The following is an 18,914-nucleotide window of genomic DNA, read 5'->3' on the forward strand; positions in this document are numbered from 1 at the left end:
CATAGCAGGCAAGCCAGCTCCCACAGTTGTCAGGGTTTAGCCATTACCGCCATGAACAATGGCGACGTCAGAAAGCGCTCAAGCCAAACCTGTAACCGCTTATACGAAGTTCCGGCAAACCACACTCGATCCACATGGGCATACTGACGCACGAAGGGCGCCAGTGCAGCATCCGCCAGGGTCAGGTGGTTGGCCACCAGGTAATCCCGCTCAGCCAGCAAGCCCTCCAGCTTTTGCAAGAACACCTCGCCCCCGGCCCGATAATGTTCCATCGGCTGCTCGGGGTAGCGCTCGGCGTACTTGTATCGATTCAAGTAATACTTGAAGTGCTGGTCGTTCTCGGCGATCAACGCCAATATCGCCGGGTCGCCTTGCAGCAACCAGTTATCCGGATCGTGCTGGGCCAAGGCCCACTGCATGATCTCCAGGCTTTCTTCGATCACTCGCCCGTCGACGCTCAACACCGGCACCGTGCCCTTGGGCGACAGCGCCAGCATCTCGGCCGGCTTGGCCTTGAGGCTCACCTCGACGATACGCACCGGCACGCCCGAGTAACGCAAGGCCAGCCGCGCGCGCATCGCATAGGGGCAGCGCCGGAACGAATACAGCAGCGCCTCGCTCACTTGACCTCCAGGGTGCTCAGGCCATTGCCTTGGCGTTTGACCTGGATCTGCACCGGGATGCGCTCGTGCATTTCCTGCACATGGGAAATCACCGCGACCTTGCGGCCCTGGGCCTGCAAACCGTCCAGCGCGTCCATGGCCAACTGCAGCGATTCCGGGTCCAGGCTGCCGAAGCCTTCATCGATAAACAGCGACTCGATCTTCAACGTGCTCGACGCCATCGACGCCAGGCCCAGGGCCAGCGCCAGCGACACCAGGAAGGTTTCACCGCCGGACAGCGAATGCACCGAGCGCAGTTCATCGCCCATCTCCGTGTCCATCACCAACAAACCGAGCATGCTGCCGCCGCGCTTGAGGCGGTAGCGCCGTACCAGTTGGCGCAGTTGTACGTTGGCGTGGTGCACCAGCAGGTCGAGGTTGTAGGCCTGGGCGATCTTGCGGAACGTATCGCCGGTGGCTGAACCGATCAACGCATTCAGGCGTGCCCAGCGTTGCCACTCGTCGTAGGCCTGGGTGATCTGTTCGGCGAAGGCCTGGTTGGCATCCTGGCGGCGCTGGTCTTCGGATTGGCGCGCGCGCAGCTCGGCAACGAGTTTTTCGCTGTCGGCCAACTGCTGGTTGAGGCTGGCCAGGGCGCTGTCCAGTACCTCGGCGTCGAGGTTGCCATTGTGCTGGGCCTGATGCTGAGCCAGCAGATATTCGCGTTCTTGCAGCAGGACCTTGGCCTGCTCGACGGTTTTTTCGCTGTGTTGCAGTTGCTGGCGCAACTGGCTCACCTGGGTGTCGTCGTAGGCCAGCAAGCGGTCCAGGCCGGCGTCGTCGAGTTCCGGATGCAGGGCTCGCCACTCGCTGAGGCGGCTGGCGAGGGTGTGTTGTTCGGCTTGCAAACCCTGCTCACGCTCCTGCTGGGCCTTGAGGTCGGCCGCCAGTTGGATCAGGGCGTTGTGGATCTCTTGCAGCTGTTTACTGGCATCGGTTTCGCTTTGGCGTGAGCCGGTGACGGCCTGATCCAGCTGGTGTTGCCACTGTTCGGCACTGGCGTGCTCGCCGAGCAACCCGCTGAGCGTAGCCTGCGCTGCCTGTTGCTCGGCTGCCAGGTCGCTGACCTGTTGAACCAGCGTGTCGCGTAGCTGTTGGCGATGCTGTTGGTGGGTCTGTTCTTTCTCGATGGCCTGCTGGCGTTCTTGCCGCTCGGCCAGCTCGTCGCGTTGGTGGCCCAGCTGTTCAAGGCGCTGTCTGACCTGCTGGTCCAACTGCATGAAGGTCGCGGCCGGCTCGGTGCGCAAGCCTTCCAGGGTGTGCGCAGGCAGCAGGCTGGCGAAGGCGTTCAGTTCCTCGTCCAGGCGTTCGCGGTCGTTGGCCAATTCGCGTTGCTGGTCCACCAGCAATTGGCGCGCCTGTTGGCTGGCTTCCTGGGCGGCCTGCAGTTGTTGCTGCAGGCGGCCAGCGTTCTGTTGCAGGTTGAGCAGGGCACCTTGGCGTTGTTCGTCCTGGGTGATGCGCTGGGTCAGTTGGCCCAGTTGCTGGTCCAGCCAGGCGCTGCGTTTGGCTGCGTCCTGGTCGAACAAGGCCGCGGACAACGGGTGCGCATCCAGGCTTGGCTTGAGGGCTTGCTGTTGCGTCGCCAGCTGTTCCTGTTGTTGCAGGTATTCCTTTTGCTGGGCGATCAGACCGCCCACTTCACCGCGCAGCTCGGTGAGTTTTTCCTTGAGAATGTCGACGGCCTTCTGCGCCGAGGCCTCTTCGGTTTCGTCATGACGATCCAGGCTTTGCAACAGGGCTTCGGGCTGGTGGTACGGGTGCTCGTGGCTGCCGCACACCGGGCACGGCTGGTCGTCCTGCAACTGTTCGCGCAATTCTTCGACGCTGGCGCTGCGAGCCAGGCGCTGGCGTTCCAGCAGCTGTTTGGTCACGCTCAGCGTTTGTTCGGCAACGGCCAATTCGGCTTTGGTTTGCAGGCCGGTCTGGTTCAGTTGCTCACGCTGCTGTTGGGCATCGGTGAGTTTTTGCGTCAGCGTGGCGCCTTGCTGGTCCAGCTGTTGCTGGCTGTCCCACAGGCGCGTCAGGTCTTCGAAGGCGCGCTGCTGTTTGCGATTGTCCTGCAACAGGCTGGCGAGCAATTGGATCTGCTCGGCCACCGCATGGGGTTCAGCGCCGGCTTCCTGGTACAGCAAGTCCAGGGCTTCGCGTTGCGCGGTGAACTGCTCGGCGGCGCGGGTGGCGCGTTCTTCCAGTTGCGGCAGTTCGGCGTGGCCTTTGTTCAGGCGATTGCCGATCAACATCAGCTGTTGCAGGCGGTCGCGGTAAGCGCTCCAGGCATCGCTCAGCGGGGCGAGTTCGGCGCTGTGCTCTAGCTCAGTCGCCAGGCGTTGCAAGCGTTCTGCGACCTGGTTCTGTTTGTCCAGCAGGCCTGTGAGCTGAGCCTGACCTTCGGTGCAGGCGTTTTCCTGCTGCTGTTTTTCTTCGGAGCGCTTGGCTAATTCGGTGGTTAAGCGGGTGAGGGTGCTTTGCTCTTCAAATGCCTGGCGCAGCAAAGGCCCTGCATCGGTCTGGTTTTTCAGGGCTGCGGCCAAGGCGGTTTGCGCGTTGGCTTGTTGTTGCTGAGCCTGTTCCTGTGCGGTATGCAGTTCAGCTTGTTGCTGGATGTGCGATTGAATCTGCACGGCCAACGGGGCGAGTAAGCCGCCGAGTTCTGCCTGGCGCGCAAACTGGTGGCGTTGCGGCGCCAACTGGTCCAGGCGGGTCAGGTCTTCGCGTTGCTGGCCCTGGTTCTCCCATTCGGCTTGCGCGCGCTGCAGTTGTTCGGTGGCAGCCAGCTGGCGTTCCTGCCAGTCGCGCAATTCCTTGAGCCAGGTGTGTTGAAGCTCCAGCTGTTTGAGCTGGGCTTGCTGGGTCTTGAGCTGCTGCTGCGCGGCGTCAAACTGCTGATCCAACTCGGCGCGTGCTTCGGGTGCCAGGGGAACCACGCCAACCGCCTGGTCCTGCAACTGCTTGTGTACGTCACGGGCCTCTTTAGCCTTGTCGAAGGCACGCCGGCCGAGCTGAGTGTAAAGGGCGGTGTCAGTGAGCTTCTCCAGCAGTTCGCTGCGCTCGTTGTCGTTGGCCTTGAGGAAGGCACTGAACTCGCTTTGCGCCAGCAACACCGCACGGGTGAATTGCTCGAAATTCAGCCCCAGGGCCAATTCCAGCTGGGTCTTGTATTCGGTTTTCTGGCTGGCCAGCAGTTGCTCGCTGTCCAGGTCGATCAGGCTCTGGCGGCTGTTCTGCAACTTGCCGCTGGCCTTGTCACGGGCGCGGTTGGCTTCCCAGCGTGCGCGGTAGCGCTTGCCGCTGACACCGACAAAATCCACCTCGGCATACCCGCCACCGGTGCCACGACGCAGCAACGTACGTGGGTCGCCGATGGAAATATCGCTGTCGGCATCCGGCATTTTCGCCTGGCCGGTATCGCCCAGGCGCGGCACAGCGCCGAACAGCGCCAGGCACAGGGCGTCCAGCAGGGTACTTTTGCCCGCGCCGGTCGGCCCGGTAATGGCAAACAACCCGGCACTGGCCAGGGGCTCGGCGGTGAAGTCGATCTCGAACGGGCCGGCCAGGGAGGCGAGGTTCTTCAGACGGATGGCGAGGATCTTCATGGCTGTTCGCCCTCCTGTTGCACTTCCTGGAGCAGCACGGCGAAGTCCTTCAAGGTCTGTTCGTCCACTTCGCTGCCGTAGCTGTCCTGCCAGGCACGGCTGAACAGTTCCTGGGGCGTGAGCTGGTCAAGTTCGACCAGGCGATCTTCGCCTTCCTCCTCACGGCTGCCCTTGCCGGCGTACTCGGCCGCGATGCGCACCAGGCGCACCGCCTTGCCTTGCAGGGCGGTTTCGATCTGCTGGCGCAGGTCGGGTTGCGGCTCGTCGAGGCGCACACGCACTTCCAGCCAGGGGTGACGCTGGGTTTCGGCGAGCAGGTCGATGTCCGGCAACTCGGCAAGCTGCGCGAGAATTTCCGCCAGGGGCGCGGCCTCCAGGCGTTGCAGGTCGACCGAGCGCGGGATCAAAATCGGTTCGACACCCACCAGGGCTTGGCCCTGGAACGTCACGTCAAGAATCTGATGCTTGTAGCCGATTTCGGAAAAAGACAGCGGGATTGGCGAGCCGCTGTAACGAATGCGCTCTTCGCCGTTGACCTTTTGCGGCTTGTGCAAATGGCCGAGGGCAACGTACGCCACGCTTCTGTCGAACAGCTTGGCGGGCAGTGCCTCGGCATTGCCGATGACCAGGCTGCGCTCGGAGTCTTCCGACACCGACCCTCCGGCCATGTGCGCATGGCTGATGGCAATCAGCGCCTGGCCTTTCTTGCGCTTGGCGTTGGCGGCCGCGATCAGCCATTCATGCACCTGGCCGATACCCTGCAGGTAGTCGTCACCCAGCTGAGCACCGGTGACCTCTGCCGGGCGCAAAAAGGGCAGCGCCAGGCACCAGGCGGCGATCTTGCCCTTGGCATCCGGCAGGGGAATCAGCAGGCGCTCGGCATCCAGTTGGCCGTCATCCAGCCACAACACACGGCCCAGCGCGTGGGTGCGCAGGCGGCGCATCAGCGGCGCGGGCAGTTCAATGCGGGAGCCGGAATCGTGGTTGCCGGCGATCATCACGATGGTCAGCTTGGGGTTCTGTTCGTGGGCGCTGATGATGAAGTCATACAGCCGCTCCTGGGCTTTGAGCGGCGGGTTGACCGTGTCAAAGATATCGCCGGCGATCAGCAGCACATCCGGCAGCTGGGCCTTGAGCTGGCCCAGCAGCCATTCGAGAAAACAGGCGTGTTCGAAGTCGCGTTCCTGGCCGTGAAGATTTTGGCCCAGGTGCCAGTCGGAGGTGTGAAACAGACGCAAGGCGAACTCCGTGGAATAGATGAAAAGGAGGGGAGTTTACCTGTGTGGGAGCTGGCTTGCCTGCGATGGTGGTGTGTCAGTCGAAAAATCTGCTGGATGACACACCGCTATCGCAGGCAAGCCAGCTCCCACAGGGGTTACGCGGTGTGCAGGCAGTCCAGTGCGCGATCTGCAAGGGTTTTGGCGTTGATGATCAAATGCTCGGAGGCACCTGCCAGGTGGCGCTGGTCGCCCGTAAGCCCCTGAGTGACAGCACCCGCGGTGGCCGCTGCGCAGCGCAAGAGGTCGCAGATTTGGGTCAGGGCGTCTTCGAAGCTGAGGTTTGGATGATATGGATTGCTGGCCTTTAACAACGCATTTTGCCCAAGCGATGGTAATCCAATGTGGGAGCGGGCTTGCTCGCGAAGGCGGTGGTTCAGTCAGTTCATCTTTATCTGACACACCGCCTTCGCGAGCAAGCCCGCTCCCACATGTTGATTGTGTGGTGTCAGGGATATCGTGGTTATTTGGGGTACAGCGGCGGCAAGCTGGTGGTGTCGGTGGCCGGGTCTGCTTCGCGTTCGGCCATGGGAATGGCTTTTACCGCGCGCCACAGCTCTTCGCCCAACCAGTACTGGCCGCTTTCGCTGTACAGCGCGCCGTTGAGCCCATCCAGCGCATCCGACAGCGGCACAAACCGCGCCGCCATGTCGGCCAGGGTTTCCGGTTGCTGGCGGGCCCAGGCATCCAGGGCTTGGCGTGTCGCCTGAGGGTCGTTGGCCTGGGTGGCGCGTTTGAGGTCGTCGAGCAGCGTGCGTGGGCTCGGGCCGGTCTGCGCGGCACGTTGCACGGCCGGTTGCCGGCGCGCACGCCACCACAGGCCGAAACCCAGCAGCGTGGTGCAGGCCAGGATCAACGTGCTCAGTTGCCACAGCCACAGGCGCTCATCGTCCGGCGCAGTGATCACCGTGGGCGTGGCGGGGGTGTCCACCACCAGGCTCGGGTTGGTGGCCACTTGCAGCGTACGGGCGGGCAGGGTGGTGCGTTCGAGGTGGTCTTCATGGGTGTTCCACCACACCACTTCCACGGCCGGCAGTTCAACTGCACCCGCCCGGGTCGGCACCAGGGCTTCACGCTCTTCGCGGCTGCCGATCAAGCCACGGTCATTGTTCTGGTTACCCAGCACCGGCTGGTCCGGGTAGCGGCGCAGGCCATTGATGTCGCTGCTGGGCAGGGCCGGCAACTGCGCACTGGACAGCCCCTCGGCCTTGACCGTGAGGCTGCGGGTCAGCGAGTCACCGACCTGCACATGTTCAGGCTCCGGGTTCCAGCCTTCGGTGAGGCTCAGGCTGCGCGCCGGCAGCCAAGGCGCGTCGGCCGGGTAGAGGGCCGGCTTGGGTTTGACCGTCAACGCCAGTTCGGCAGAACTCACGTGGATCAGCTTGCCTGGCTTGGTCCCTTGCAGCGTGTTCTCCTGAGGCGGGCGCGACTCCACCAGCGTCGCGCTGAAGGTCTGCGCCGGAATCACCAGGGCCCCGCTGTGTTGCGGGTAGATCGCGTAGCGGGTTTCGATCACGCCGTGGCGGATGCTGTTGATGACTTTCTCGTAGGTGCGCGACTCACCCAATTGCTCGATGCGCGCATCGGGGATCTGCAGCGGCGTCAGGCTGCTGTCGTCATACAGCGACACCGAGTGATACACACGCACGGTCAGCAGCGCCTGGGCTTGCACGTACACCGAGCTTTGGTCGAGGTTGGCCTCGATGAACACCGGGGCCAGTTCGGCGGCGGTGTCCTGGCTGGTGGTCTCTACCACTTGCAGGGTGATGGGCTGGGTCTTGAGTTCGCCGACTTGCAGCGGCGGGATCACCACGCTGCCGTTTTCCTTGGGCAGCAGGGTGATGATCCAGCGCGTGGTCGCGTGGTTGTCGCCGCCCAGGGTGGTGAGCTGGTTGATCTGGCGCGTGCCGCTGACTTCAAACTGCGCGTCCAGGGGCGTCAGATCCGGTTTGCCGAACTGGGTCACGTCGCTGGATTCCACCGTCAGCTCCACCGTTTCCCCTGAATTGAGGCGGCTGCGGTCGACGCTGGCGACCAGGTTCGCCGCCTGGGCGTGGCCTGCCGTTAACGCGAGCAGAAGCAGAAGGGTGGGGCGGCGCATCATCGAGTCTTGTCCTGATGTTGTTGCTGTTCGTACCAGAATTTGCGGCGCAGCAGTTCGCCAGGGTTGTCCGGGATCTCCCGCAGCCATTGTTCCAGGGCCTGGCGGTGTTCGCCGTCGATGCTGGCATCGGCAGGGCGCAGGGGCGGGGTGGTGGTTTGCTCATCGCCCAACTCGCTGCCGGGTACTTCGTTACCGCCTGCCTGGGGTGTGGCGTTCGTCTGGGTGTCGCCGGCCTGCGCTTCGTCCTGGCCCTGTGATGACGGTTCTGCGCCAGTGGCACTTTGCCCGGTTGCGCCGGGTTGCGCAGTTTGGCCGGGTTGCGTGGTTTCGTCATCCTCGTTTTTTGCAGGCGTGGGCGGCTCGGGTTGCGCCTGTTCCTGCAGCAGGGTTTCCACCAACGCCTTGTTTTTCAGGGCCGGTTGCAGGTCGGGCTGGGCTTCCAGGGCTTGCTCGTAAGCATCGATGGCGGCCTCCAGCTCACCGGCCTTGGCCAGGGCATTACCCCGATTGTAGTGGGAATAGGCGTCGTTGCCCTCGGCAAAGCGTTTGATCGCCTCGGCGTAGTTGCCCGCTTCGTACAGCGCCACGCCCTGCCATTGCGGGTCCTCGAAGTGCTCGGCCGCTTCGGCCGGGCGTTTTTGCTTGAGCAGGTACTGGCCTTGCTGGTCCGGGCGCAGCCACAGGTCTTGCAGCTCAAAGGCATAGCTGGGTTGCGGCGCGCCGAGCAGCAGCAACGGCAGGCAGAACAACCAGCCCCGGCGCCCGGCGCACGCGGCCAGCAGCAACAGTGGCAGCAGCAGCCAATAGCCTTGGTCGGCCCAGGTGTCCAGGTGCAGCAACTGGCCGTCGTTGCGCAGGCTTTGCGGACCGTCGAGCATGCCAAGTTGGCGCAGGTCTTTGTCGTCCAGGCGTGCTGCTCGGTAGCGACCGCCCATCTCACTGGCGAAGGCCTTGAGGGTCGGGCTGTCGAGGCGTGGCACCAGAATCGCGCCTTGTTCGTCCTTGAGGAATTCGCCGCTTTCCTGGGTGACGGGCGTGCCTTCGCGGCTGCCGATGCCGAGGATCGACAGGCTTGGCGCTTGGCCACTTTGCAGCAGCAGGCGAATGCCCTGGCGTTCCTGTTTGGACAGCGACGAGCCCACCAGCAACAAGCGCCCCTGGCCCAGGCCGCCTTGCTTGAGCAGGCCCAGGGCTTTCTCGACGGCCAGGTCGGCACGATGGCCAGGCTGCGGCATGATTGAGGGGCGCAGGGCTTCGAGCAGGTTGCGGCTGGTGGCCAGGTCGTCCGACAGCGGCACCAGGGTGTGAGCGCTGCCGGCGTACACCACGATGGCGGTGGGGGCGTTGTCCCGCGCCTGCAGCAAGTCATACAGTTTGCGTCGCGCTTGTTCCAGACGGTTGGGCGGGCTGTCGGTGGCGAGCATTTCCGGGGTCAGTTCCAGCAGCACCACCAACGGGTCTGAAGGTTTCTGGCTGGACTGTTCCACCCGTTGCCAGCTCGGCCCGAGCAGCGCCAGCACGGCCAGCAGCCACGCGATACCCAGCACCACCCACGGCGATTTGCTTTCGCGGCCGTTGCCACCACTGAGCAATACCGCGTGAAAGGCCGGTGGCAGGATCATCTGCCAGCGCCCGGCGCGTTTCTGCCGGTGCCACAGTTGCCACAGCAGCCAGCCGAGCAAGGGCAGCAGCAACAGCCACCAAGGGCGGAACAGGTGCGGCCACAGGTCGATCATCGACGCCTCCGCAAGCGCAGGCGTTTGAGGCGTTGGCGCCATTCCGGGTGCTGTTGCAGAAAATGGCCCTTGCTCGAAAGTTTGTTGAACAGCCGTTGCAGCGCGTTGTTCGGCCAGCGCTCCTGGATCACCAACAGCATGCTCAGCACCAACGCCAGGGCCAGTGGTGCGCTGTACAGCGCCTGGGCCGGGCGGGCCTGGGTGGGTTGCTGGGCGACGGGTTCGAGCTTGTCGAGGGTTTCCTTGATCTGCTGCAGTTCCTCGCCGTCACGGGCACGGAAGTAACGCCCGCCCGTGGCGTCGGCAATGGCCTTCAAAGCGGGTTCGTCGAGGTCCAGGCTCGGGTTCACGCCAAGGATACCCAGGGAACCGGTCTGCTCGGGGTCGGCGCCGATGCCGATCGGGTAGATCTTCACGCCTTCTTCAGCCGCCAGGCGGGCGGCGGTCAGTGGGTCGATCTGCCCGGCATTGTTGGCGCCGTCGGTGACCAGGATCAACACCCGGCTCTGCGCCGGACGCTGGCGCAGGCGTTTCAGGGCCAGGCCGATGGCATCACCGATGGCGGTGTTCTTGCCGGCGATGCCGATGCGCGCTTCGTCCAACCAGGCGCGCACGGTGCGGCGGTCGAAGGTCAACGGGGCTTGCAGGTAGGCCTGGCTGCCAAACAGGATCAGGCCTACGCGATCACCTTCGCGCTCTTCGAGGAAGTCGCCCAGAAAGTGCTTGACCAGCGACAGGCGGCTCACATCGTCGTCCTGCCAGTGCATGTCGGGGAAATCCATGGAGCCGGACACGTCCACCGCCACCAGCAAGTCGCGGCCACTGGCGGCAATCGGCAGGGGTTCACCGAGCCATTCCGGGCGCGCTGCGGCGGTCAACAGCAGCAGCCACAGCACCACAAACGGTGCCTGTTGGCGCCAGCCGGGCAGGTTCACGCGGGCGCGGCGGCGGGCCAGGCCTTCGAGGTCGCTGAGGTAGCTGACTTTCAGCGCCGGTTCGCCGCTGTCGGCCACCGGCAGCACGAGCCGCATCAACCACGGCAAGGGCAACAGGACGAAGATCCACGGCCAGGCGAACTCAAACATGTTTGCGAATCCAGGTGTCGACGGCCTGGGTGAGGCCGGCGATGGCCTTGTCGTCCAGTTTGCATTCGGGTTTGTAGGCGCCTTCCACCAGCACCATCCAGCGCGTCAGGCCCGCCGCCGGGCAGCGGTTGTCGAGGAAGGCCAGCCATTTACGCCCGTTGAGGGTATGGCTCTGGCTGTAAGGGTAGTCATTGCGACACAAGCGCTTGAGCAGGCCGTTGAGTTGCTGCAGCCACGCGCCGGCGGGCGCGCCATCGTAAGGCTTGGGCATCAGCGCCAGCTCGGCGAGGGCAGCGATGCGCAACGGGTCCAGGGGCTGTTCGGCGCGGGCCACTGGGCGCCGGGATGGCAGGAAGCGGCGCAGCGACCACAGGCCCCAACCCAACAGCGGGATCACCAGCAGCAACAGCCACCAGCCCGGCGCAGGCGGCCAGAAGCCGATGGCCGGCGGCGCGATCAGCGGCTGCAGTTGGTCGAGGCTGCTCATTGCTTTTTAACCGGACGTTGCGGGTTGAGGTATTCGCGCAGTTGCTCGACCATTTCGCTCTGGGTGCTCAAGGGCATCAGCAGGACTCGCAGTTTCTGCGCAAGCAGTTCCCAGCGTGCAATGCGTGCTTCGGCCTGGGCCTTGTAGGCCTGGCGCAAATCGAAGTTCAGCGTGTCCAGTTCCAGCTGTGCGCCTCTTTCCGCGAAGCGAAGCAGCCCGGCGGCGGGGAGGGCGTGGTCCAGCGGGTCGGAGATGGGCAGCAGCAACAGGTCGCAATGGCGTGACAAAAGACTCAGCTGTTGCTCGGCACCTTCGGTGAGGGCGCGCTCATCACAGATCACAATCACCAGGCTGCCCGGGCGCAGCACTTCGCGGCCCCGGCGCAAGGCCATGCCCAGCGCGTCGGCTTCGGGGCGGCTCTCGGTGTTCAGGCTCTGGTTCACGCGCACCAGGCGGTTGAGCAGTTGCAGCAGGCTTTGCTTACTGCGCCGGGGTTTGATTTCGTAGTGCTCGCTGTCGCCGAACACCAGCCCGCCGACGCGGTCGTTATGCCCCAGGGCAGCCCAGCCGATCAGGCTGGCGGCCTGGGCGGCGAGCACCGACTTGAACATCTGCCCGGAGCCGAAAAACAGCCGGCAGCTTTGTTCCACCATGATGAAGATCGGCCGTTCGCGCTCTTCGTGGAACAGCTTGGTGTGGGGCTCCTGGGTGCGTGCGGTGACGCGCCAGTCGATGGTGCGCACGTCGTCCCCGGCCTGGTAGACCCGCACCTGGTCAAAGTCGACGCCGCGCCCGCGCAGTTTGGAGTGGTGCAGGCCGATCAACGGGCTGCGTTGGCTTGGGGTGGAAAACAGCTGCACTTCGCGCACGCGATGGCGCATCTCGATCAATTCGCTGAGGGTGACGCGGATACCATCGCTTGCGTTCATGGGGATCAAGCGACGGCAACGACGTCGAGAATGCGCTGCACCACACGGTCCTGGTCAACACCGGCCGCTTCGGCCTCGAACGACAGAATGATGCGGTGACGCAGCACGTCGAACAGCACCGCCTGGATGTCTTCCGGGCTAACAAAATCGCGACCGGCCAGCCACGCGTGGGCGCGGGCGCAGCGGTCGAGGGCGATGGAACCCCGTGGGCTGGCGCCGTAGGCAATCCACTCGGCCATTTCCGGGTCGAACTTGGCCGGCGTGCGGGTGGCCATGACCAGTTGCACCAGGTATTCCTCCACCGCGTCAGCCATGTACAGGCCAAGGATTTCCTTGCGGGCGGCGAAGATGGCTTGCTGGCTGACGCGGCGCTCGGGCTTGGTTTCACCGTTGAGGGCTTCACCACGGGCCTGTTGCAGGATGCGTCGCTCGACGGCAGCGTCCGGGAAGCCGATTTTCACGTGCATCAGGAAACGGTCGAGCTGGGCTTCGGGCAGTGGGTAGGTGCCTTCCTGCTCGATAGGGTTTTGCGTGGCCATCACCAGGAACAGCGGTGACAGGTCGTAAGTGCTGCGCCCCACGCTGACCTGACGCTCAGCCATGGCTTCGAGCAACGCGGATTGCACCTTGGCGGGGGCGCGGTTGATTTCGTCCGCCAACACCAGGTTGTGGAAGATCGGCCCTTGCTGGAATACGAAGCTGCCGGTTTCCGGGCGGTAGATCTCGGTGCCGGTAATGTCGGCGGGCAACAGGTCGGGGGTGAACTGGATACGATGGAACTGCGCTTCAATGCCTTCGGCCAACTCTTTGATGGCCTTGGTCTTGGCCAGGCCCGGGGCGCCTTCGACCAGCATGTGGCCGTCGGCGAGCAGGGCGATCAACAGGCGATCGATGAGTTTTTCCTGGCCGAGAATCTGCGTAGAAAGAAAGGTTCGCAGCGCAAGCAGCGCTTCACGATGTTCCATCGATGACGGTTCCTGGAGAGATGAGCCCGGGTGTCGATCAAAAACACCGGGCTTGGGAGGCTTACTTTAATGCATCGAAGGGGGTGGCGACTAACGGCGCGCGGAGTATTTTTAGGAAAAATTGTAGGAATAGTGTGTGGGCACCCGCAATTGTTGTAGTGAGCGGGCTCGCCCCGCGCCAGCAGCGCCGCGATCCAAAACCCCACACCTCGGTCTCCCTCAAACACCGCAACGCCCCAATTGGGGCGGCTTCGCCACCCGGCGCGGGGCAAGCCCGTTCACTACAGGCAATGGGGGCGCGTCAGGTGCGAATGTAGGTGCCGGTGCCCTTGAGGATGTTTTGCAGGGTTTCTTCCACTTCGGCCAGGTCCGAGGCAGCGGTGGCATGGGTGATCTCCAACCGGTCCTTGCCGCCCAGTGCGTCGGCATCGCCGGCTGCCAGTTCTACCAGCAGTGTTGTGGTGCTCAGGGTGATCTTCAGCCCGTCCAGGGTCGACGGCTCGTAGTCCCAGGTCAGCTCCACTTCTTCTTCGTCCGGGTAACGGCTCAGCATGAACATCTCGCCGTTCTTGCCATGGCAGCAGAGCATGGCCATGTTGTCTTCTTCGTCGTCGCATGGGGTGGCCATCAGGGCGTCGGTTTTCAGTTGCAGCATGGGCAATCCTGTCTGGGATAAGGCGTAATGCGGGCGATTGTGCCATTGGCGCGAATTTTGTGCTGCATCCTGTGTCAGACCTCTGGCATGACCTTAAGGTGACTATCAGTCATTTTCGGTACTCGTGGCCGTGAAAGATGCCAGTTTTTTCACCACAAATTCAGGGTTGCGAGAGTCGCAACCCCAAGCCTGCGTACCGATGACCGAATATGTCGCAGCGTCGCAAGCAGCTGTCTTCCTACACTCGTTAAGCTGCGCAACGGATGTGCTCTGTGCCGGGAGTCTGACCTGCCCGTCGTACCGTCGCCTGGCGTGGGGTGCATCTCATGGAAGTTGTATGTGACCTGACTGTCTTGTCCAGCTTCACCCACCTGTCACTCCGATTCGCTATGGTTAACGTGCGAACAGAGCTGACGGTCTCCCCGCAAGGGGATAACACGCGACGCTTCCATCAATAACAAGCCCAAGCGGAGTACCACAGATGGCGTTCTTCACCGCAGCCAGCAAGGCCGACTTCCAGCATCAACTGCAAGCGGCACTGGCGCAGCACATCAGTGAACAGGCACTGCCACAAGTGGCGCTGTTCGCTGAACAATTCTTCGGCATCATTTCCCTCGACGAACTGACCCAACGTCGCCTTTCCGACCTGGCCGGTTGCACCCTCTCTGCGTGGCGCCTGCTTGAGCGCTTTGATCACACCCAACCGCAAGTGCGGGTCTACAACCCCGATTACGAACGTCATGGCTGGCAGTCGACCCACACCGCGGTCGAAGTGCTGCACCATGACCTGCCATTCCTGGTGGACTCGGTGCGTACCGAGCTGAACCGTCGCGGCTACAGCATCCACACCCTGCAAACCACCGTGCTCAGCGTGCGCCGTGGCGCCAAGGGCGAGTTGCTGGAAATCCTGCCAAAAGGCACCCAGGGCGAGGGCATCCAGCAAGAATCGCTGATGTACCTGGAAATCGACCGCTGCGCCAACGCCGCCGAATTGAACGTGCTGAGCAAAGAGCTTGAGCAGGTACTGGGCGAAGTGCGCGTGGCCGTGGCCGATTTCGAACCGATGAAAGCCAAGGTCCAGGACCTGCTGGCCGGTATCGACGCCAGCCAGTTCGCCATCGACGGCGAAGAAAAAGCCGAGATCAAGAGCTTCCTGGAATGGCTGGTGGGCAACCACTTCACCTTCCTCGGCTATGAAGAGTTTGTGGTACGTGACGAGGCGGATGGCGGTCATATCGAATATGACGCCGGTTCGTTCCTCGGCCTGACCAAGTTGCTGCGTGCCGGCCTCACCGCCGAAGACACCCGCATCGAAGACTACGCCGTGGCTTACCTGCGTGAACCGACCGTGCTGTCGTTCGCCAAGGCTGCGCACCCAAGCCGCGTCCACCGCCCGGCGTATCCAGACTACGTGTCGATCCGTGAGATCAGCGCCGACGGCAAGGTCATCAAGGAACACCGTTTCATGGGCCTTTACACCTCCTCGGTGTATGGCGAAAGCGTGCGAGTGATCCCGTACATCCGTCGCAAGGTCGCGGAAATCGAGCGCCGCTCGGGCTTCCAGGCCAAGGCTCACCTGGGCAAGGAACTGGCGCAGGTGGTTGAAGTACTGCCACGTGACGACCTGTTCCAGACCCCGGTCGACGAGCTGTTCAGCACCGTGATGTCGATCGTGCAGATCCAGGAGCGCAACAAGATCCGCGTGTTCCTGCGCAAGGACCCGTACGGCCGTTTCTGCTACTGCCTGGCCTACGTGCCACGCGACATCTACTCCACCGAAGTGCGCCAGAAGATCCAGCAAGTGCTGATGGATCGCCTGAAGGCGTCGGACTGCGAGTTCTGGACCTTCTTCTCCGAGTCCGTGCTGGCCCGTGTGCAACTGATTCTGCGGGTCGACCCGAAGAACCGCCTCGACATCGACCCGCTGCAGCTGGAAAAAGAAGTGGTGCAGGCCTGCCGCAGCTGGCAGGACGACTACTCGAGCCTGGTGATTGAAAGCTTCGGCGAAGCCCAGGGCACCAACGTGCTGGCCGACTTCCCGAAAGGTTTCCCAGCCGGCTACCGCGAGCGCTTCGCCGCGCATTCGGCCGTGGTCGACATGCAGCACCTCAACAGCCTGACCGAAGCCAACCCGTTGGTGATGAGCTTCTACCAGCCGCTGGGCCAGGTCTCCGGCCAGCGCGAGCTGCATTGCAAGCTTTACCACGCCGACACCCCGCTGGCCTTGTCCGACGTGCTGCCGATCCTGGAAAACCTCGGCCTGCGTGTGCTGGGTGAGTTCCCGTATCGCCTGCGTCACGCCAATGGCCGTGAGTTCTGGATCCATGACTTTGCGTTCATCGCCGCCGAAGGCGTGAACCTGGATATCCAGCAGCTCAACGACACCCTGCAGGACGCGTTCGTGCACATCGTGCATGGCGACGCCGAGAACGATGCGTTCAACCGCCTGGTACTCACCGCCGGCCTGCCGTGGCGCGACGTGGCGCTGCTGCGTGCCTACGCCCGTTACCTCAAGCAGATCCGCCTGGGCTTCGACCTGGGTTACATCGCCAGCACCCTGAACAACCACACCGACATCGCCCGCGAGTTGACCCGGTTGTTCAAGACCCGTTTCTACCTGGCGCGCAAGCTCACCAGCGAAGACCTGGAAGACAAGCAGCAGCGCCTGGAGCAAGCGATCCTCACGGCACTGGACGACGTTCAGGTGCTCAACGAAGACCGCATCCTGCGTCGCTACCTGGACCTGATCAAGGCCACCCTGCGCACCAACTTCTACCAGACCGACGCCAACGGTCAGAACAAGTCGTACTTCAGCTTCAAGTTCGACCCGCGCGCCATCCCCGAGCTGCCTAAGCCAGTGCCGAAGTTTGAAATCTTCGTCTACTCGCCACGTGTCGAAGGCGTGCACCTGCGTTTCGGCAACGTTGCCCGTGGCGGCCTGCGCTGGTCCGACCGTGAAGAAGACTTCCGTACCGAAGTGCTCGGCCTGGTAAAAGCCCAGCAAGTGAAGAACTCGGTCATCGTGCCAGTAGGTGCGAAGGGCGGCTTCCTGCCGCGTCGCCTGCCTCTGGGCGGCAGCCGGGACGAGATCGCGGCCGAGGGCATCGCCTGCTACCGCATCTTCATCTCTGGCCTGTTGGACATCACCGACAACCTGAAGGACGGCGCCCTGGTGCCACCGGCCAACGTCGTGCGTCATGACGACGATGACCCGTACCTGGTCGTCGCGGCGGACAAGGGCACCGCAACCTTCTCCGACATCGCCAACGGCATTGCCATCGACTACGGCTTCTGGCTGGGTGATGCGTTCGCTTCCGGTGGTTCGGCCGGTTACGACCACAAGAAAATGGGCATCACCGCCAAGGGCGCGTGGGTCGGCGTGCAGCGTCACTTCCGTGAGCGCGGTATCAACGTGCAGGAAGACAGCATCACCGTGGTGGGCGTCGGCGACATGGCCGGTGACGTGTTCGGTAACGGCCTGTTGATGTCCGACAAGCTGCAACTGGTCGCGGCCTTCAACCACCTGCACATCTTCATCGACCCGAACCCGAACCCGGCCACCAGCTTCGTCGAGCGCCAGCGCATGTTCGAGCTTCCGCGTTCGGCCTGGACCGACTACGACACCAGCATCATGTCCGAAGGCGGCGGTATCTTCTCGCGCAGCGCGAAGAGCATTGCCATCTCGCCGCAGATGAAAGAGCGCTTCGACATCTCGGCCGACAAGCTGACCCCGACCGAACTGCTGAACGCCTTGCTCAAGGCACCGGTGGACCTGTTGTGGAACGGCGGTATCGGTACCTACGTCAAGGCCAGCAGCGAAAGCCATGCCGACGTGGGCGACAAGGCCAACGACGCCCTGCGCGTCAATGGCAACGAGCTGCGCTGCAAGGTGGTGGGCGAGGGCGGTAACCTCGGCATGACCCAACTGGGTCGTGTGGAGTTCGGCCTCAATGGCGGCGGTTCCAACACCGACTTCATCGACAACGCCGGTGGCGTGGACTGCTCCGACCACGAAGTGAACATCAAGATCCTGCTCAACGAAGTGGTGCAGGCCGGTGACATGACCGACAAGCAACGCAACCAGTTGCTGGCGAGCATGACCGACGAAGTCGGCAACCTGGTGTTGGGCAACAACTACAAGCAGACCCAGGCACTGTCCCTGGCGGCGCGCCGTGCCTACGAGCGTGCGGCCGAGTACAAGCGCCTGATGAGCGACCTGGAAGGCCGTGGCAAGCTGGACCGCGCCATCGAGTACCTGCCGACCGAGGAGCAGCTCACCGAGCGCGCCGCGACCGGCAAGGGCCTGACCCGTCCGGAACTGTCGGTGCTGATCTCGTACAGCAAGATCGACCTCAAGGAAGCGCTGCTCAAGTCGCTGGTGCCGGATGACGACTACCTGACCCGTGACATGGAGACCGCGTTCCCACCGAGCCTGGTGGCCAAGTTCGGCGAGGCCATGCGTCGTCACCGTCTGAAACGCGAGATCGTCAGCACCCAGATCGCTAACGACCTGGTCAACCACATGGGCATCACCTTCGTTCAACGGCTCAAAGAGTCGACCGGCATGAGCCCGGCGAACGTGGCGGGTGCCTATGTGATCGTGCGCGACATCTTCCACCTCCCGCACTGGTTCCGTCAGATCGAAGCCCTGGACCACCAGGTTTCCGCTGACGTTCAACTGGAGCTGATGGACGAGCTGATGCGCCTGGGCCGTCGTGCTACGCGCTGGTTCCTGCGCAGCCGCCGCAACGAGCAGGACGCTGGCCGTGACACCGCGCACTTCGGTCCGCACCTGGCAGCGTTGGGCCTCAAGCTCGACGAGCTGCTGGAAGGCCCGACCCGCGAAGGCTGGCAGAATCGCTACGGCAAATACACCGAAGCCGGTGTGCCTGAGCTGTTGGCACGCATGGTTGCCGGTACCACGCACCTGTACACCTTGCTGCCGATCATCGAGGCCGCTGACGTGACCGGGCACGACGCCGCCGAAGTGGCCAAGGCCTACTTCGCCGTGGGCAGCGCCCTGGACTTGCCATGGTACCTGCAGCAGATCAGCGATCTGCCAGTGGCCAACAACTGGCAGGCCCAGGCTCGCGAAGCCTTCCGCGACGACGTGGACTGGCAGCAACGCGCGATCACCATCTCCGTGCTGCAAATGGCCGATGCGCCGCAAGACATGGAAGCCCGCGTGGCCCTGTGGCTGGAGCAGCACAAGGACATGGCGGAGCGTTGGGTGGCGATGATGGTGGAAATTCGTGCTGCGGTGGGCACGGACTACGCTATGTACGCAGTGGCCAACCGTGAGTTGCTGGACCTGGCGTTGAGCGGTCAGTCGGTGCTGTAACCGGTTTGATCCCTCGGTATAAAACAAAAGCCCCCGCCTCGTAAGATGCGGGGGCTTTTTGTTGGCGCGCTATTGAT

At 63.3% G+C, this 18,914-nt stretch carries 12 protein-coding genes; 1 reads left to right on the top strand and 11 read right to left on the bottom strand.

Translation table 11 applies throughout. The features are described 5' to 3' along the window. Window positions 1–29: 29 nt before the first annotated feature. The 11 genes from ACVWVP_RS06140 to ACVWVP_RS06190 form a co-directional block, all read right to left on the bottom strand. Complete coding sequence (locus ACVWVP_RS06140) at window positions 30–623, bottom strand: glutathione S-transferase (RefSeq protein ID WP_178922458.1); 594 nt, start codon at window positions 621–623, stop codon at window positions 30–32. Further along, the gene (locus ACVWVP_RS06145; RefSeq protein ID WP_457404731.1) at window positions 620–4,258 is read right to left on the bottom strand and encodes an AAA family ATPase; all 3,639 of its coding nucleotides are present in this window, start codon (window positions 4,256–4,258) and stop codon (window positions 620–622) included. Before ACVWVP_RS06145 ends, ACVWVP_RS06140 begins: the two co-directional genes overlap by 4 nt. Further along, window positions 4,255–5,496 carry an exonuclease SbcCD subunit D C-terminal domain-containing protein gene (locus ACVWVP_RS06150; RefSeq protein WP_178922462.1) on the bottom strand — a complete coding sequence of 414 codons (1,242 nt, stop codon included), beginning with the start codon at window positions 5,494–5,496 and terminating at the stop codon, window positions 4,255–4,257. Before ACVWVP_RS06150 ends, ACVWVP_RS06145 begins: the two co-directional genes overlap by 4 nt. Window positions 5,497–5,633: 137 nt before the next feature. After that, the gene (locus ACVWVP_RS06155) at window positions 5,634–5,849 is read right to left on the bottom strand and encodes a DUF6124 family protein (protein ID WP_457404735.1); all 216 of its coding nucleotides are present in this window, start codon (window positions 5,847–5,849) and stop codon (window positions 5,634–5,636) included. A gap of 149 nt (window positions 5,850–5,998) precedes the next feature. Next, window positions 5,999–7,639 carry a BatD family protein gene (locus ACVWVP_RS06160; RefSeq protein ID WP_178922464.1) on the bottom strand — a complete coding sequence of 547 codons (1,641 nt, stop codon included), beginning with the start codon at window positions 7,637–7,639 and terminating at the stop codon, window positions 5,999–6,001. After that, window positions 7,636–9,375 carry a tetratricopeptide repeat protein gene (locus ACVWVP_RS06165; protein ID WP_178922466.1) on the bottom strand — a complete coding sequence of 580 codons (1,740 nt, stop codon included), beginning with the start codon at window positions 9,373–9,375 and terminating at the stop codon, window positions 7,636–7,638. The genes ACVWVP_RS06160 and ACVWVP_RS06165 overlap by 4 nt, the downstream gene beginning before the upstream one ends. Beyond that, window positions 9,372–10,460 carry a vWA domain-containing protein gene (locus ACVWVP_RS06170; protein ID WP_457404739.1) on the bottom strand — a complete coding sequence of 363 codons (1,089 nt, stop codon included), beginning with the start codon at window positions 10,458–10,460 and terminating at the stop codon, window positions 9,372–9,374. Before ACVWVP_RS06170 ends, ACVWVP_RS06165 begins: the two co-directional genes overlap by 4 nt. Continuing rightward, a complete protein-coding gene (locus ACVWVP_RS06175) occupies window positions 10,453–10,947 on the bottom strand; it encodes a DUF4381 domain-containing protein (protein WP_178922472.1) in 495 nt (164 codons plus the stop codon). The genes ACVWVP_RS06170 and ACVWVP_RS06175 overlap by 8 nt, the downstream gene beginning before the upstream one ends. Beyond that, window positions 10,944–11,876, bottom strand: coding sequence for a DUF58 domain-containing protein (locus tag ACVWVP_RS06180; RefSeq protein WP_178922474.1), 933 nt, complete (start codon window positions 11,874–11,876; stop codon window positions 10,944–10,946). Before ACVWVP_RS06180 ends, ACVWVP_RS06175 begins: the two co-directional genes overlap by 4 nt. A 5-nt stretch (window positions 11,877–11,881) precedes the next feature. Further along, a complete protein-coding gene (locus ACVWVP_RS06185; RefSeq protein ID WP_123718598.1) occupies window positions 11,882–12,841 on the bottom strand; it encodes an AAA family ATPase in 960 nt (319 codons plus the stop codon). Between the two features lie 301 nt (window positions 12,842–13,142). Continuing rightward, the gene (locus tag ACVWVP_RS06190) at window positions 13,143–13,496 is read right to left on the bottom strand and encodes a hypothetical protein (RefSeq protein WP_178922476.1); all 354 of its coding nucleotides are present in this window, start codon (window positions 13,494–13,496) and stop codon (window positions 13,143–13,145) included. A gap of 481 nt (window positions 13,497–13,977) precedes the next feature. Between ACVWVP_RS06190 and ACVWVP_RS06195 the strand changes: the two genes are divergently transcribed. Continuing rightward, window positions 13,978–18,837: an NAD-glutamate dehydrogenase gene (locus ACVWVP_RS06195; protein WP_259171629.1), complete on the top strand. Its 4,860-nt coding sequence runs from the start codon at window positions 13,978–13,980 to the stop codon at window positions 18,835–18,837. Window positions 18,838–18,914: the final 77 nt, after the last annotated feature.

This window comes from Pseudomonas sp. TE24901 (assembly GCF_054058375.1).

Excerpts from the sequence above, each read along its gene's own strand:
- ACVWVP_RS06165 (WP_178922466.1), bottom strand. The coding sequence starts at position 9,375 with ATGATCGACCTGTGGCCGCACCTGTTCCGCCCTTGGTGGCTGTTGCTG.
- ACVWVP_RS06180 (WP_178922474.1), bottom strand. The coding sequence starts at position 11,876 with ATGAACGCAAGCGATGGTATCCGCGTCACCCTCAGCGAATTGATCGAG.
- ACVWVP_RS06175 (WP_178922472.1), bottom strand. The coding sequence starts at position 10,947 with ATGAGCAGCCTCGACCAACTGCAGCCGCTGATCGCGCCGCCGGCCATC.
- ACVWVP_RS06195 (WP_259171629.1), top strand. The coding sequence starts at position 13,978 with ATGGCGTTCTTCACCGCAGCCAGCAAGGCCGACTTCCAGCATCAACTG.
- ACVWVP_RS06190 (WP_178922476.1), bottom strand. The coding sequence starts at position 13,496 with ATGCTGCAACTGAAAACCGACGCCCTGATGGCCACCCCATGCGACGAC.
- ACVWVP_RS06185 (WP_123718598.1), bottom strand. The coding sequence starts at position 12,841 with ATGGAACATCGTGAAGCGCTGCTTGCGCTGCGAACCTTTCTTTCTACG.
- ACVWVP_RS06145 (WP_457404731.1), bottom strand. The coding sequence starts at position 4,258 with ATGAAGATCCTCGCCATCCGTCTGAAGAACCTCGCCTCCCTGGCCGGC.
- ACVWVP_RS06160 (WP_178922464.1), bottom strand. The coding sequence starts at position 7,639 with ATGATGCGCCGCCCCACCCTTCTGCTTCTGCTCGCGTTAACGGCAGGC.
- ACVWVP_RS06170 (WP_457404739.1), bottom strand. The coding sequence starts at position 10,460 with ATGTTTGAGTTCGCCTGGCCGTGGATCTTCGTCCTGTTGCCCTTGCCG.